The organism is Mucilaginibacter robiniae, from assembly GCF_012849215.1.
Taxonomy (GTDB): domain Bacteria; phylum Bacteroidota; class Bacteroidia; order Sphingobacteriales; family Sphingobacteriaceae; genus Mucilaginibacter; species Mucilaginibacter robiniae.
Genome location: NZ_CP051682.1, coordinates 276,471 through 292,337, shown reverse-complemented (window position 1 = coordinate 292,337; position 15,867 = coordinate 276,471). Strand labels below are relative to the sequence as shown.

Annotated in this window: 15 protein-coding genes; 3 read left to right on the top strand and 12 right to left on the bottom strand. The window is 40.5% G+C overall.

What is annotated here, in order from left to right:
* Positions 1-177 precede the first annotated feature (177 nt).
* The 7 genes from HH214_RS01360 to rpmB all read right to left on the bottom strand — a co-directional run bounded on the left by HH214_RS01360 (position 178) and on the right by rpmB (position 6,035).
* On the bottom strand, positions 178-936 hold the full coding sequence (locus tag HH214_RS01360; RefSeq protein ID WP_169605633.1) for an outer membrane beta-barrel protein: 759 nt from the start codon (positions 934-936) through the stop codon (positions 178-180).
* Positions 937-1,023: 87 nt separating this feature from the next.
* A complete protein-coding gene (gene bshC, locus HH214_RS01355; RefSeq protein ID WP_169605632.1) occupies positions 1,024-2,625 on the bottom strand; it encodes a bacillithiol biosynthesis cysteine-adding enzyme BshC in 1,602 nt (533 codons plus the stop codon).
* 47 nt (positions 2,626-2,672) lie between these two features.
* Complete coding sequence (rimO, locus tag HH214_RS01350; RefSeq protein WP_169605631.1) at positions 2,673-4,007, bottom strand: 30S ribosomal protein S12 methylthiotransferase RimO; 1,335 nt, start codon at positions 4,005-4,007, stop codon at positions 2,673-2,675.
* 48 nt (positions 4,008-4,055) lie between these two features.
* Positions 4,056-5,021 carry a signal recognition particle-docking protein FtsY gene (gene ftsY / locus HH214_RS01345; protein ID WP_169605630.1) on the bottom strand — a complete coding sequence of 322 codons (966 nt, stop codon included), beginning with the start codon at positions 5,019-5,021 and terminating at the stop codon, positions 4,056-4,058.
* A 242-nt stretch (positions 5,022-5,263) separates the two neighbouring features.
* On the bottom strand, positions 5,264-5,425 hold the full coding sequence (locus HH214_RS01340; RefSeq protein WP_169605629.1) for a DUF4295 domain-containing protein: 162 nt from the start codon (positions 5,423-5,425) through the stop codon (positions 5,264-5,266).
* Between the two features lie 101 nt (positions 5,426-5,526).
* On the bottom strand, positions 5,527-5,709 hold the full coding sequence (gene rpmG / locus HH214_RS01335; RefSeq protein WP_074490316.1) for a 50S ribosomal protein L33: 183 nt from the start codon (positions 5,707-5,709) through the stop codon (positions 5,527-5,529).
* A 92-nt stretch (positions 5,710-5,801) separates the two neighbouring features.
* A complete protein-coding gene (rpmB, locus tag HH214_RS01330) occupies positions 5,802-6,035 on the bottom strand; it encodes a 50S ribosomal protein L28 (RefSeq protein WP_169605628.1) in 234 nt (77 codons plus the stop codon).
* 265 nt (positions 6,036-6,300) lie between these two features.
* On the opposite strand from rpmB, the gene acs reads away from it, so the two are divergent.
* The 3 genes from acs to HH214_RS01315 all read left to right on the top strand — a co-directional run bounded on the left by acs (position 6,301) and on the right by HH214_RS01315 (position 10,194).
* A complete protein-coding gene (acs, locus tag HH214_RS01325) occupies positions 6,301-8,202 on the top strand; it encodes an acetate--CoA ligase (protein ID WP_169605627.1) in 1,902 nt (633 codons plus the stop codon).
* Positions 8,203-8,574: 372 nt separating this feature from the next.
* Entirely contained in the window at positions 8,575-8,760 is a 186-nt protein-coding gene (locus tag HH214_RS01320; protein WP_169605626.1) for a CsbD family protein, read from the top strand.
* Between the two features lie 198 nt (positions 8,761-8,958).
* Complete coding sequence (locus HH214_RS01315; RefSeq protein WP_169605625.1) at positions 8,959-10,194, top strand: zinc dependent phospholipase C family protein; 1,236 nt, start codon at positions 8,959-8,961, stop codon at positions 10,192-10,194.
* A gap of 93 nt (positions 10,195-10,287) precedes the next feature.
* On the opposite strand, the gene HH214_RS01310 is transcribed toward HH214_RS01315, so the two are convergent.
* The 5 genes from HH214_RS01310 to HH214_RS01290 form a co-directional block, all read right to left on the bottom strand.
* A complete protein-coding gene (locus HH214_RS01310; protein WP_169605624.1) occupies positions 10,288-11,049 on the bottom strand; it encodes an alpha/beta fold hydrolase in 762 nt (253 codons plus the stop codon).
* A gap of 70 nt (positions 11,050-11,119) precedes the next feature.
* Complete coding sequence (locus HH214_RS01305) at positions 11,120-11,575, bottom strand: ferritin-like domain-containing protein (RefSeq protein ID WP_169605623.1); 456 nt, start codon at positions 11,573-11,575, stop codon at positions 11,120-11,122.
* Between the two features lie 89 nt (positions 11,576-11,664).
* Positions 11,665-12,714: a class 1 fructose-bisphosphatase gene (fbp, locus tag HH214_RS01300; RefSeq protein ID WP_169605622.1), complete on the bottom strand. Its 1,050-nt coding sequence runs from the start codon at positions 12,712-12,714 to the stop codon at positions 11,665-11,667.
* 151 nt (positions 12,715-12,865) lie between these two features.
* Complete coding sequence (locus tag HH214_RS01295) at positions 12,866-14,509, bottom strand: glycoside hydrolase family 28 protein (protein WP_169605621.1); 1,644 nt, start codon at positions 14,507-14,509, stop codon at positions 12,866-12,868.
* 124 nt (positions 14,510-14,633) lie between these two features.
* Complete coding sequence (locus HH214_RS01290; RefSeq protein ID WP_169605620.1) at positions 14,634-15,671, bottom strand: LacI family DNA-binding transcriptional regulator; 1,038 nt, start codon at positions 15,669-15,671, stop codon at positions 14,634-14,636.
* Positions 15,672-15,867: the final 196 nt, after the last annotated feature.

Sequence of the window (15,867 nt, the reverse complement as noted above, 5' to 3'; positions counted from 1 at the left end):
CATGCTCGTTCCTATTATACATGATAGTTTTTCATAACATAAAGATTCAAGCTGTAGGAGTATCAAGTGATTTGTTGACTAATCATTTAAGCTAACATAGCATATAAACAGAAGAGCCATCTTATTTTTGTATAAGACGGCTCTTCTGTTTATGAGTGTAAATTTTTTAGGACTACTTTATTTCTCTGTTGTTTTTAGATTTATAATTAAGCCCAGAGTAGTTTGAAATTCGCTAATTCGTTGGTTAGTTACTAATCGGCCAGTATTAGTGTTACGTTCACTAGTGGTGATGGCGACACCTGTTGGTGTAGCAACATAGTTTTCACGTAATGCAATGCCAATTACTTTACCAAAGTTATAACGTAAGCCCACGCTGCCCGCATAAGCAAATGCTGTTGATTTTGAACTACTTTGTGTAAAAGATTCAATTTGCTGACCATTGTAGTTGGTTAAATATACTTTAATTTCCGGTGTGGAAAGGCTTTTTACTACACCAGCCATTGCACGTAAATCTAAGTTAAAGCCTTTGTAGGTAAATGTGTATTGAGGTCCTAGCAATGCGTTGATATTATGGTAACGGTTGCTAGCTGTAACTGTAGATTGATAAGAACCAAAGTTTTCTCGGTAACCGTTAGAAAGGTTTGTTTCATCATCAGAGTTTAGCTGACCTTGATCTTGAAAAGAAACCAAGCCAGCTATGGCCAAGTTCTTATAAAAGTAGTATGCACCATCAATTGCAAATACAGGACCTTTTTTAGCAAAGCCAGCTTTATTATTAGGGCTAGTAGTAGTGCCATAATCAGCTTGCTTGAATTCACTATATGGATTCATAACACCTGCCGATATACCTATATAAGTTTTAACCTGTTGGGCTCTTGCAGTAAGGCTCAGCATTATGCAGCCAAATAGTGATAGTGTAGATAGAACTTTTTTCATGTTCAAAGTTAACGATGGTATAATTTAATTATTGGGGGAAGTTGTTAAATTTAGTTAAACTACGACTAGCTTTTAATCGAATAAATATTATTCATTAAGCACGGTAAACTGAAAAGCAAGAGGATCAAAGTTTCTTATCAATTCTTCTATGAGAGTCTGTCCCCATTTTACGTAGAAGAGGCCAAAGTTTTCTTGTCTTTCCTGTAAACTATTTTTGGGGAACAACTCTGTTTTAATAGCATCTATTTGTTGCAAACGGACATCATAGTTATGCTTTTCAGCTTTCAACAACTTTTTTTCCAAGTTGTCCATTGCATTTTTTAATCGAGCTTGTACAGCGCTGGTTGAAGGTTCAAGCGTAGGATCAATTTTGTGAGCCCGTAATTTTATCTTCTCAAAAATACATTGCAATTCGCGCCATTCTTCTTTAAGTGATAAGTCATGCTGCGAATGATTTTTTATCCAGGTAGTTTTAATGTTATCAGGGCTAGTAAATAACTGAGCTGGACTTATTTCCATCTTCTGTATTTTTGCTACCATTTCTTTACGAATAAGCAGGCCCGAGTTTCGCAATATCAGAATAGGGAAAGCAACTTGGTAATAGTCGAAATTAGCTTTTAGCTGCAACCAATATACCACTTCTGCACCACCGCCAATATAGGCAATGTTGGGTAGTATATACTCCTGATACAATGGGCGCATAGTTACGTTCGGACTAAATCGTTCAGGATAGTTGCTGATTTCTTGTTTCAGTTCATCTGCAGTAAAACTGATGTCTGTATTTAGTACTTGGTAGGCACTGCCATTATAAACAATACGTTCGCGTAAATTGTCGAGCAAATAAAAGAAGTTGATTTCGCGAGGATTTACCTGAGTATGTACACCTAAATTTTGAAGTTGCTCACTGCTGGATGTAATTTGCTTATAGCTGTTTTGCTCCAGTATATCTTGCGTGATAATACCAGCAAACTGCTTTTTTAATTGCGGATGATCAGCGTCTACTACAATCAACCCATATTGTCCAAATAGTGCATTAACTAAATAGCGGGTAGCATCGGCTAATTTGTTAAATTTACCATAAGCCGTTTCTACTATAGCAGCCAGTTCAGAGGCATAGCCTTCCAAACCTAAAATGCCTTTGTATTGGTTTAAGCAATCACGAAAAGTTTTCAGGTTCAAACGGCCTGTAGCGCCCGTGGCTGACTCGTTCCATTGTATTTTTTTGTGCCCGATGTTGGTGTAATTAATTTCAGCAAAATCGTGGTCTTCAGATGCCATCCAGTAAACCGGCACAAAGTTTTTGTCTGGAAATGCAGCTTTTAACTGACGTGCCAGCTTAATAGCCGTTACTATTTTATAAATAAAATAAAGCGGGCCTGTAAAAACATTAAGCTGATGGCCCGTAGTTATAGTATAAGTATGATCTGCTTGTAGTAAATCAATATTAGCTTTTACCGGCTGGGCAAAAGGATATTCAACATCGGCATTCTTAAAGTATTGCTCGGTAAGAACTTCACTCAGTAATTGACGATTAGCCGTTACCTTCTTGTTTTCGAATAGCTCAGCAAAGCCTTTTAAATCGGGACGATAGCTGTAGAATGATCTTAGTTCGGGCACATCGTTCAGGTAATCTGTTACCGTTTTTGAAAAGTAGCCAGTTTCTTGGTAATCAATACAGTTTGCGTCCATAGCGTCAAAAGTAGAAGCATTTTGTAATTATGCTTCTGTATGCACAATTATTTTACAATGTTTCCATAAAGGTCAAAATCTTCAGCGGTGTTAATTTTTACATTAACGAAACTGCCGGCAGTAGCATACTGCTGGGTAGCATCAATCAGTACTTCGTTATCCACCTCGGGTGAATCAAACTCAGTACGGCCTACCAGATAGCCATTATCTACTTTATCAATCAACACCTTGTAAGTATTACCTACTTTTTCCTGATTTTTTTCGTAAGATATGCCTTGCTGTAACTCCATTATGGCTTCTGTACGTTCCTGCTTAATATCTTCCGGAACATCATCTACCAAATCATAGGCATGAGTTTTTTCCTCGTGCGAATATGTAAAGCAGCCTAATCGGTCAAAACGGGTATCTTCAACCCATTGGTACATTTCTTCGAAATCCTGCATAGTTTCGCCAGGATAGCCGGTAATTAAGGTGGTACGCAAAGCTATGCCCGGTACTTTGTCGCGTATGCTGTTTACCAGATCAATTGTTTTTTGTTTATTAATACCCCGGCGCATAGATTTCAACATGTTATCTGTAATGTGCTGCAATGGCATGTCCAGATACTTGCAGATATTACTACGCTCGTTCATTGCATCTAATATTTCCATTGGGAAACCTGAAGGATAAGCATATTGTAAACGGATCCATTCAATGCCTTCTACATCGCTTAACCGGCGTAATAGCTCATCCAGGTTGCGCTTGCCGTACAAATCCAAGCCGTAGTAGGTTAAATCTTGCGCAATCAAAATCAGTTCGCGGGTACCTTGCTTAGCCAAATTTTTAGCTTGGTTCACCAATTGCTCCATAGGCGTACTTGCGTGTTTACCACGCATAAGCGGGATGGCACAAAAGGAGCAGGGGCGGTTACAACCTTCAGCTATTTTAAAATAAGCAAAATGTGAAGGCGTAGTCAGCATACGTTCGCCCAGCAATTCGTATTTATAATCGGCGCCCATGTTTTGCAGAACGTTCTGCAATTCGTTGGTGCCGAAATATGCATCCACATTCGGTATTTCAGCTTCTAATTCGGGCTTATAACGTTCAGAAAGGCAACCGGTTACAATAACCTTAGCTATTTTGCCTTGCTCTTTTAGCTCGCTATATTGCAGTATGGTATCGATAGATTCCTGTTTGGCATTGTCAATAAAGCCACAGGTATTAATCACTACCGTATCATTACTGCTTAAAATCTGCGATTCATGTACCACATCAATCTGATTGCCTTTAAGCTGGCCCATCAGTATTTCAGAATCGTACACGTTTTTAGAACAACCTAATGTAATCACATTAACCCTAGGCTTAACTGCTGGTGCGGGCTGCTTAACTATCTTAGTCTTCATCTATGCTTCTCTCACACGTCAGTACAAAATACTAACGTAAATCCTTTTTTACTTCTTAAACAAACTATCTACAAACGCTTTACGGTCAAATAGCTGTAAATCGTTCATGCTTTCACCTACGCCAATATATTTAACCGGAATTTTAAATTGGTCAGATATACCAATTACTACACCACCTTTGGCGGTTCCATCTAACTTGGTTAAAGCCAATGCATTTACTGCTGTAGCTTCCGTAAACTGTTTGCATTGCTCAATAGCATTTTGTCCGGTTGAGGCATCCAGCACCAACAAAATTTCATGCGGTGCACCCGGTATTACCTTTTGCATTACGCTTTTAATTTTGGTAAGCTCGTTCATTAAGCCCACCTTGTTGTGCAAACGGCCTGCCGTGTCAATAATAGCTACGTCTTCCTGGTTGGCAACCGCTGATCGTAAAGTGTCGTAAGCTACTGATGCCGGGTCTGATCCCATTGCCTGGGCCACAACCCGAACTCCTACACGATCTCCCCAAAGCTGTATCTGGTCAACCGCAGCAGCACGAAAAGTATCGGCAGCGCCTAATACTACTTTGTTACCTGCTTGTTTCAGCTGGTGGGCCAACTTACCAATGGTGGTGGTTTTACCTACGCCGTTAACACCTACTACCATAATTACATAAGGCTTATGGTTGCCGTATTCAAAGTTTTGAAAATCGTTGCTGTTGTTTTCAGCCAGTAGGTGTTGTATTTCGTCGCGCAGTATAGTATTAAGTTCCGAAGTGCTTACATACTTATCGCGCGCTACGCGGGTCTGTATCCGATCAATAATCTTCAGCGTGGTAGTTACACCAACATCCGAAGTCACCAGCACTTCTTCCAAATCATCCAGCACTTCATCATCAACGGTTGATTTGCCAGCTATGGCTTTGGTGAATTTTGAAAAAAGATTGGCTTTGGTTTTTTCTAAACCGGTATCCAGAGCCTCCTGTTGCTGAGGCGTACTTTCCTTTTTCTTAAAAAAATCAAATAATCCCATAATTCAGATGTGCAGATTAATGAATGTGCAGTTGCACAAATATACGTAAAACCTATAGCCCTATAAAAGAGGAGTGGGGTAAGCGCCTAAAAAATGAATGCTTAATGATAATAATGGGCAGCTTTTTACACCTGATTTGCTTAACAGAGCTTTCCTAATTAAAAAAGCTTAAAGTAAAGGGTATAAAAAAAGCCCTCCTGCAATTACAAGACGGCTTTTAATGATTAACAGGAAATAATCAATTAAGCTTTAGCTTCGTTGATAGCATCCTTAACGTGATCGTTGTGTACGATTTGCTCTTTGAATGAGTAAGCACCGGTTTTTGGTGATTTCACCATGGTAATTACTTTAGAGTACTCTTTACCTTTACCGGTTTTCAGGGTTGCAACTACTTTCTTTGCCATTTCTTTGTGGTTATTGAGTTATTGCGTTACTAAGCTCTTAAGCATGCAGGTGTAAACACCTAGCAACTCAACAGCATCATTAACTTAAATAACTAAATTAATTACTTAATTTCTTTATGAACGGTTACTTTACGCAGTACAGGGTTGAATTTTTTCAACTCCAGGCGCTCGGTAGTATTTTTCTTGTTCTTGGTAGTAATGTAACGAGACATACCTGGCATACCGCTCTCTTTATGCTCGGTGCACTCTAATATTACCTGAACTCTGTTGCCTTTTTTTGCCATTGCTTTGGTTATTATGTGGTTAATGAGTTATTGAACGGCTGATGGATTGAGCTAAAAAAACTTACCCAATCAACTGATCAACCTCTCAACTACTATATGTATCCTTTTTTTACAAATTTGTTAATGCAAGCGGTTATACCGTTTTTGCTGATGGTTTTAACAGCTGAAGTTGATACTTTCAGGGTAATCCATTTATCTTCTTCAGGGATATAAAATTTTTTAAGCTTCAGGTTAGGATAAAATTTGCGTTTGGTCTTTACGTTTGAATTAGAAACGTTATGGCCATTCATTGCGCTTTTTCCTGTTAAATCACAGATTCTTGACATGACAAAACTTTTAATTGTAATTCTCTTCCAAAAAGAGTTTGCAAATATCAAGTTTTTTCATCACAAATTCAATAGTGTAGCAAAAATATTTTATAAAAGATATCCACATTTATATAACCTGTTGTACAGGCAGACTCTAAAATAGATCTGGTTGTACGTGCATGATATATTTAAAGCGTAGCTGTAAACATATCTGTTTTTTACAGTTTATTATTATATACACCTATTGGTAATTTATTAATTTACGCCACCATTATAACCAACTATGAAAATATCATCTTTTACCGAATACCAGCATATTTACCAGCAGAGTGTTGAACAGCCTGAACAGTTTTGGGCTGATGTGGCCGACCAATACTACTGGCGTAAAAAGTGGGATAAGACCTTAGAGTGGAACTTTAAAGAGCCTAATATTAAATGGTTTCAGGGCGGTAAGCTTAACATTACTGAAAGCTGTTTAGATCGTCATCTGGAAACTAACGCTGACACGCCAGCTATTATTTGGGAACCGAATGACCCGACAGAAGCACACAGGGTTTTAACCTATAAGCAGTTGCACGATAAAGTGTGTCAGTTTGCCAACGTATTAAAAAATAATGGTGCTAAAAAAGGCGACCGTATCTGCATTTATATGCCTATGGTGCCCGAGTTGGCTATTGCTGTACTGGCATCTGCCCGCATCGGGGCTGTGCATTCCGTAGTATTCGGTGGTTTTTCTGCCCAATCTATTGCCGACCGTATCAAGGATGCAGAGTGTAATATAGTCATTACAGCTGATGGTGGTTTCCGTGGTGCTAAAGATTTGCCGCTTAAAAGCGTGATTGATGATGCTTTGGTACAGTGTCCATCGGTAAAACGTGTAATTGTGCTTACCCGCAGCCATACGCCAGTATCTATGATTAAGGGGCGTGATGTATGGTGGGAAGATGAGGTGAAAAAAGTAGAAACCCAAGGTAACCCGGCTTGCCCTGCTGAAGAGATGGATGCTGAGGATATGCTGTTTATCTTGTATACATCAGGTTCTACCGGTAAGCCTAAAGGCGTAGTGCATACATGCGGAGGCTATATGGTATATACGGGTTATACTTTTGCTACGGCTTTTCAGTATGAACCGGGGGAGGTATATTTCTGTACGGCAGATATTGGCTGGATTACAGGGCACTCTTATATTGTATATGGCCCGCTTAGCCAAGGTGCTACAGCACTGATGTTTGAAGGGGTACCTACCTGGCCGGATGCCGGCCGTTTGTGGGATATTGTGCAAAAGTTCAAAGTAAATATACTGTACACCGCACCAACAGCCATCCGTTCGCTGATGGGTTTTGGTACCGACATCGTTAATAAATATGATTTAAGTTCATTGACCAAACTAGGTTCGGTAGGAGAGCCATTGAATGAAGAAGCCTGGCATTGGTTTGATGAAAACATAGGTCATGGCCATTGCCCTATTGTAGATACCTGGTGGCAAACCGAAACAGGCGGTTTCATGATTTCGCCTATTGCCAATGTTACGCCACTAAAGCCTGGTTATGCCAGCTTGCCTTTACCAGGTGTACAGCCTATTTTGGTAGATGAAAACGGTCAGGAGATTCAAGGCAATAACGTAAGTGGTAACTTATGTATCAAGTTTCCGTGGCCGGGCATGTTGCGTACTACCTATGGCGATCATGAGCGCTGCCGCCAAACTTATTTTTCTACTTACCCTGACTTATATTTTACCGGCGATGGTTGTTTGCGTGATGAAGATGGTTATTATCGTATCACGGGCCGGGTGGATGATGTACTGAATGTATCTGGTCACCGCATAGGTACGGCCGAAGTAGAAAACGCTATTAATATGCATAGCAGCGTAGTTGAATCAGCCGTAGTGGGTTATCCGCATGAAATTAAAGGTCAAGGCGTTTACGCGTTTGTGATTAGCCCAGAAAAACACGAGAGTGAAGAGTTGACACGTAAGGATATTTTGATGACCGTAAGCCGCATCATCGGGCCTATTGCCAAGCCCGACAAAATCCAGTTTGTAACCGGTTTACCTAAAACCCGCTCAGGAAAAATTATGCGCCGCATACTGCGTAAAATTGCCGAGGGTGATACCAGTAACTTAGGCGATACTTCCACCTTGCTTGACCCATCGGTAGTAGATGAAATTAAGGATGGTGCTTTGTAAGTATTTTTGATTAAAAAAGCTTAATGCCTGTTTAGATTGATAATCTAAACAGGCATTTTAATTTAAAGTACATTTTAGGTGGTAGCTAGTGCGAAAATATGGATATGGAAAAAGTACTTACTGACAGAACAATGCCACCACTGCCAATGGTTTGTCAGTGTTACAGGGTGTTACACACTGAAACATGTAACACCTGTAACACTTTTCTTTATGCAGCTTTTTCCGTTGTATATGTTCATGGTGTTCATTCTGTTCATGAACGTTCACGTGTGTAAAAGTAAACATCTATTTAAACACCCTAAATAGCTAGCTTTATGTTCAATCAAACCAAATGTATTAAGGCTTGTTATATCTATACTAAACATTAAAGTTATGGACAAGTTAGAATTAAAAGGTGGCTGGAACGAGCTGAAAGGTAAAATCAAGCAAGCCTACGGCGATTTAACCGACGATGACTTAGCTCACGAAGAAGGTAAAGATGATGAAACCTTGGGCCGGTTACAACAAAAAACCGGTAAAACCCGAGATGAACTAGTAAAGTGGATTAATAGTTTATAAAAAGAAAAGGCCGGAAATACCGGCCTTTTCTTTTTTAGAATATTGTTAGTTATTTAGCAAGCGGTAATATAGGAGACTTCTCCTGCAAAAACATAAGCAATAAAAAAGCTGTTGTGAGCAGTATTGCCTTCAGGCGAATAGTTTATGCAGATACGTTCTATTATTAAATGTTTGGTGTTCATCTTTATTATAAGTTGGTTGCCTTTATCATCCCGTGCCTTTTCTATTTTAACGCATGAGGCCATTATTGATGCGGAGTGGGATAATGTATTAAAACCCATGCTAAAGCAAAAGTACCCGGATGCAACCGACGAAGATATACGTAAAGCACATTCGTATGCTTATGGAGGGAGTTTAGTAGCCGACATTGGTTACATTCCCGGAGGTGATGCCTACTTTACCGATCTGTTGCATTACGTACGTACCGGCGATTTTATAACCAATGTATTGCACGAAGCACAAAACTTAAATGAATACGCCTTTGCTTTAGGAACATTATCGCACTATGTAGCCGATCAGTACGGCCATTCGCTGGCTACGAATGTTACGGTGCCGGAAGTGTATCCGGTTTTAAAAAAGAAGTTCGGCAAAATAGTTACTTACGATGAAGATCATGTTTCGCACAGCCGTATGGAATTTGCTTATGATGCCGTACAAATAGGACGTAGCCACTATGCCTCGGCAGCTTACCATGATTTTATTGGGTTTAATATTGCCCGGCCTGTGTTGGAAAGGGCTTTTTTAAAGACCTACGGACAGGACTTAAATGAGGTATTCAAAAACTTTGATACAGCTATAGGGCGACTTCGATGGGGCGTAAAAGATTTATTTCCTGAACTAACCAAAAGAGCCTGGAAAGCCAACAAAAAGGAGATCAAAAAGGAGGATGCACGTTCCAGCTTACATCGGTTTAAATACAGAATGAGCCGGCGTATGTATAAGCAGGATTTTGGTAAAATTGATAACAAGCCCGACTTCTTAGCAAGAACCGTAGGCTTCATTGTCAGCATTCTCCCCAAAATAGGCCCATTGAAAACTCTTAAATTTGTTTATCCCGGACGAGATGGTGAAAAGCGGTTTATGCAGACTTTTGATACCATCGTGGTAAAATATACAGCCATGCTCAGGCAGGTGGATAATAATCAATATGCAGTATCTGATATTAATTTAGATACGGGTCATGCTACTACATCTGGAGATTATGGGCTGGCCGATGAAACTTATAGCAAATTGGTGCTTAACTTACAAAAAGAAGGCTTGCAATGTATGTCTGCTGAATTACAGCAAAATGTACTACAGTATTTTAGTAAAGTTAATCTGGATAAATTATTGAAAGACAAGCCCGAAAAAGCTGAGAAGTTAAAAGCAGGGCTAAAGCTGATCAAAAATGCCCATCCTGTTCCCATTAACCAGGTTTCCGTTACGAACGATTAGAATGCGAGATAACTAAAAAATATAAAGCCCTATGCTTTTGCACAGGCTAAAATTTAAATTGGTTTACTATCCAGTAAAGTTATCGTACCAGGTTTACTTAGCTAGTACAATTTTTAACAATTCAGCCAGCCAGCCTGGTGCCTCCAATGGGTACAAATGCCCTATGCCATGGGTAGTAATTAAACGAGTATTGGATGGTAAGTTAGGCATAACCTCGTCTGTAACCATTTCATAAGTAATAGCGGCATCATCTTTAGAGGCAATAACCGTTACCGGCATGGTCAAACTTTTAGTAAGATCGGCAATAGAATGGTTTATACCTTCCAAAGGCCACCAACGCCAGGTACTACCGTCGGCCATGTAGTTGGTGTCAATGGCTAAGGCATATTGCTCGGTACCAAGGGGCTGTATCGTATTTTTCTTGATGTTGTATGCAGCTGCCTCACCACTTGGATGATCAAGCATGCGTTGAATTTCCTTCTCTGGTATTTTTTCAAAAGTAGGAGGGGATGGGGCGAGCAAAACTAATTTTTTGATAGTATTGCCTGGGTTTGCCGCCATCTGCATGGCTATCTTACCACCCATCGAGTGGCCTATAAGCGTGTAATCTGTTATGCCTAAATATTGAAGCTGCTGCTCAATATCAGCTGCCATATTAGCTATGGAGGGCTTTTCTAAAGGAGCAGCACCACCAAAGCCAGGTAGGTTGATAGCCACACAACGATATTGGTCTGCTAACTTTTGAGCTACCCATTGCCAGGTTTGCGCGCTGCCGCCATAATAATGCAGAAACACCAATACCGGGCCGTTATTGCCCCATTGCACAACTTTATCAGTTGAAAAAGGATTTTCCATATAGATACAATAAAAAAGCCGGCCTTTATGTTTGCATAAAGGCCGGCCTATAAATAATTGATTTTACAAATTATTCGCTGTCACGAAGTGCTTTCACACGGTCGTGAGCTAATTTTTGTTCTTCAGCTTGTTTAGATACAGTTTGCACTAAATCAGCTGATAATTCGCTGTCTGGTGCTAATGCACTTTTGTAAGCTGATTTCATAGCGTCTTCGCCACGTTCGCATTCTTGCAGAATTGATTTACGGTCATGACCAGTAAAGGTTCCTTTTACGTCAATCCATGCACGGTGAATAGTACCGCTGATGCTGTTACCAGTTTCTGCACTGCCACCGCTTTGGGTTACTGCAGCTGTTAATTCTTGTACGTTTTTACGGCTTTGTGAGCTGTATTCTTCAAACAACGATTTCAAATCGCTGTCGCCATTGCCTAATTCACTTATTGAACGTTCAAAACCTTTAATACGGTCGTTGTTAATTTCAAGTAGATCATTTAATACTTCTACTGATTTTTCTGATGTTGCCATAGCTAGATAATGTTTTATGCCTACTATAACTCATTTATGTAGCTTGTGGTTTTAGCTCTTTTAATTTAAATTATAAAAAATTTATTCATCTATTGAATAGAGACGACACCTTCAAAGGAGCGCTTGGTACCTTGTGGGGAGAAGCAGGCAATCATCTCTTCAGCTTTGTTTACCATGTTTTCTGAACCAATAAAGATCGCTGAACGCTGATGCGGCTCTTTGACTTCCAGCTCCAAGATGCGCTCATAACCGTTCGAGGCCTTGCCACCGGCCTGCTCTACTAAAAAGGCCATCGGGTTACACTCATATACCAAGCGCAGCTTACCCAAAGGTGCATGTGCCGTCATGGGGTACATGTAAATGCCGCCTTTCACCAAGCTGCGGTGCAGATCGGCTACCATCGAGCCAGTGTAGCGTGAGGTGTAGGGGCGGTGTGTTTTGGCATCCTCTACCTGGCAGTACTTGATGTACTTTTTGACGCCATCCGGAAAATGCGCGTAGTAACCCTCGTTGATGGAGTAAATGTTGCCTTCTTTAGGCATTTGCATGTGAGGGTGCGACAGGCAGAACTCGCCAATAGAAGGGTCCAGGGTAAAGCCGTTTACGCCTTTGCCGGTGGTATAGACCAGCATGGTCGAGGAGCCATAGATGATGTAACCTGCTGCGATCTGATCGGTGCCGCGCTGCAACACGTCCTCTAACGTTGCTCTGCCTTCGGTAGACTTTCTGCGGTAAATGGAAAAGATGGTACCTACTGAAACGTTAACGTCGATGTTAGAAGAGCCATCCAGTGGATCAATGGCTACGATGTACTTGGCATCTTGTGAGACTTCGTTGTCAATGTACACGCAGTCTTCGTTCTCTTCGCTCACTACGATGCAGCACTCGCCACCGGAGGTCAGGGCCGAGATGAACTGTTCATTGGCATAGATGTCGAGCATCTTCTGTCCTTCGCCCTGGATGTTCACGGAGCCGGCATCACCCAGGATGTTAGCCAGACCTGCTTTATTCACTTCGCGGTTGACGATCTTGGCGGCAATGCCGATGTCACGCAGCAAACGCGAGAGCTCACCTTTGGCATACGGATGATCGGCCTGCTTTTCAATGATGAACTGCCCTAACGTCTTGATTGATTTCATAGGTTTGGTTTTTGATAGGTTTAATAATGGTTAATGTGCAATATATCTATTGCTGATTCAATAATTTGTAGTGCTAATCATGTATCCTACAATATTGTGTATGATAGATAATTTGAAAACGGTTTGTAGCTCTTGAAAGTTGAGTATCGTGCTATAAGATGTGAACCGTGCTTTTATCCACTCCAGTACCTAATTGTACAGGCTTGGATAACTTTTTTGCATTGCTGTTACTAATTTTAATATTGCTGGTTTTAGTACCTGTAGCGGCAACCAATGTTGTTGTTTCGTTGCTGTACTGGATATTATCAGCAGTAATATTTTGGCTATTATCTAACTTCATTAACGTTTTTTCCGGCGAAATGATTTTAACATTTTTCAGCACAATTTCTGAAGCTTCAGTAGCTACAATGGGTTGCTGAGCCGAAATAACCACATCTGACAAGTTGATATGGTTAACCGGCATTTCTGGTAAGCCGGTAATAGATATTGCTGTTTTTGCATTGTTGCAATATACATGGCTAATGTAAAAATCTTGGAATTTCGGGGTTAAGTTGGTTACGGGTACTACTTTGTTTTGGTTTGTGCCATTATCTTCATAATAGGTGCTGAACAAGATTGCTTCGTTCAGAATATCATGCATAAATACATTATCAATGTAAATGTTATGCACCAGTCCACCTCTTCCACGATTACTTTTTACCCGAATGCCAATATCAGTATTTACATAATTGCAATTGGTTACATACACGTTGTTCATGCCACCATCCGTGTTGCTGCCTATCACAAAGCCCCCATGCGCATGGTATACAATACAATCGGCTATAACAACATTCTGCAACCCGGCTTCATCAGCGTTAGCATTTTTATTAGTGCTCGATTTCATGCAAATACCATCATCACCGGCATTAACAGTGCAATGATAAATTACAGCATTTTTACAGGCCGATAAATCAATGCCATCACCATTTTGAGCATAATACTCGTTATTGATAGTTACATTTCTGATAATTAGGTTGTTGCAGTTGTTAGGGTTTAGGGCAAACATGGGCGAGTTCTTAAAGGTTGGCCCATCAATCAGCACGTTTTTACTATTGCTGATAACCACCAAATTGGGGCGCAAAAAATCACGCGCAGGCAAGTAGTCATCAGGTTTTAAGTTGGGTTTGCCTTTTAAACCTTTTACATAAGCTTCGCCTTCCAAGCCTTCTTTGGTAGGCCAGTACATACTGCCATCAGTACTTACTACACCGCCCGATTTAGTAAGATCATTCCACAAAGCAGGAGCTGCTTTGCTTTTTTTCAGAGGTCGCCAGGTATCGCCCGAGCCGTCGTAAATACCTTCGCCAGTTAAGCCTACATTTTCCAGATTATTGCCCGATATTAACCTTTGTACTTTATTATCTGCTAAAATGGGATATATAGCATGATCTGGACTGAATATAATCAGCGCACCTCGGTCGGCATGCAAGTTTACATTACTTTGCAGCACTATAGGTCCGGTAAGCCATAGCCCAGGCGGGATGTGAACGGTACCACCGCCTGCGGCAGAACAAGCTGTAATAGCTTTTCTTATAGCTTCGGTATTTAAATATTCGCCGTTGCTTACCGCTCCATAATCCTGAATATTATATGTTTTGCCGTTAAAATGCGGTTCTGTTAATGCTGGCATTTTAAACGGCGCATGCGTTAAATAGTAATTCATATCGGGCACTGTACCATCCTGTGCAGCAGCCTTAAAAAAATGCGCAAGCACCAAAGCACCTGTCAGTGCCAGATGTTTTAAAGAAAGTTTCATAAGACGGGTTTATAATTTCAAAGTAAACCTAAAATTAAAAATCCCGTGTTTATGCATGCCAGAGTTTATTTTTTCACGGAAACGATTGCGTAAATATTGATTTACAGGAGAATAACTAAGGCGTTTAATGAGGTCGGAGTTGGGGAGCCGAGTTTCTTAAAATTAATTCAGTTGCTAACTGCTCGGTTTTATACTCGTAAATAGGGCGTTTGCTTTCAATAGTTTTAATCAACAGCTCGGTGGCTGTTTGCCCGATCTGGAAAGCGGGTTGCCGTACAACGGTAAGCGGCGGATCAAAAAGTTCGGCTACGTTCGAGTTGGTAAAACCCACAACGGCTATATCATCCGGTATTTTCATCCCCAGTTTTTTAATGCCTGCAATGAAAGTGGTCGTTAATTTATCTCCGGCAATAAAAATAGCTTCCGGTCGGTTGGGCTGACTAAACAGTTCACGAATAGCTGCTTCTACTTCTTCCAATACCATCCCGCCACGGTTACAGTGTTTAACATAATCAGGTATAAACGCAATATGGTGTTTAGCTAAGGCTGCTGTAAAGCCGTTTAGTCTGTCGCGACTAATCAGCAGATTGTCGGAACTGGTTAAATGAGCGATTCTAGTATAACCTGATTGAATAAGGAGTTCAGTAGCTTCAAAAGCACCTTGGTAATTGTTGGCGATTACCTTATGGGTATTAATTTCAGGTGCAATACGGTCGAAAAACACGATTGGGAAACCTTTTTCGTGCAAATATTGGTAAGGTGTAATGTCGGTAGTTTCAGCCGATAGAGATACCAGCAAGCCATCTACATGCCTGGATAAAAGGTGTTGTACATTGGCGGCCTCACGCGCTGCCGACTCATGAGTTTGTGTTATGATGACATGGTAACCTGAATTATAAGCGATAGATTCAATGCCATTAATAGCTTGAGAAAAGTAACTGTTAGCTACTTCGCACACCACCACACCTATAGAATGGCTTTTTTGCTCTTTTAAGCTTAACGCAATAGGATTGGGGCGATAATTTACTTTTTCAGCGTACTCCAATACCAGCTTTTTGGTTTCACTTCCTATTTCATAACTACCGTTTAACGCTCTTGAAACGGTAGATGTGGAAAGGCCAAGTGCTTTGGCAATATCTTTTATGGTGTACGATTGGAACATAATTGGTGGCTAAATTTAAGTTAAAATAACAAAATGTCCTAACCGCTCATGTCTGGTAAGCTAAGGTTCTGGTTTAATGAGGGTTCTTGAAAGAATTTCTATTGTACAAACCTTAGTACTACAAAAGTCTGTCAGTAAGCTAAATAACTATAAGTTAATTTGAAGGCGAAAATTTTGCTATTCAAATGCAAACGTT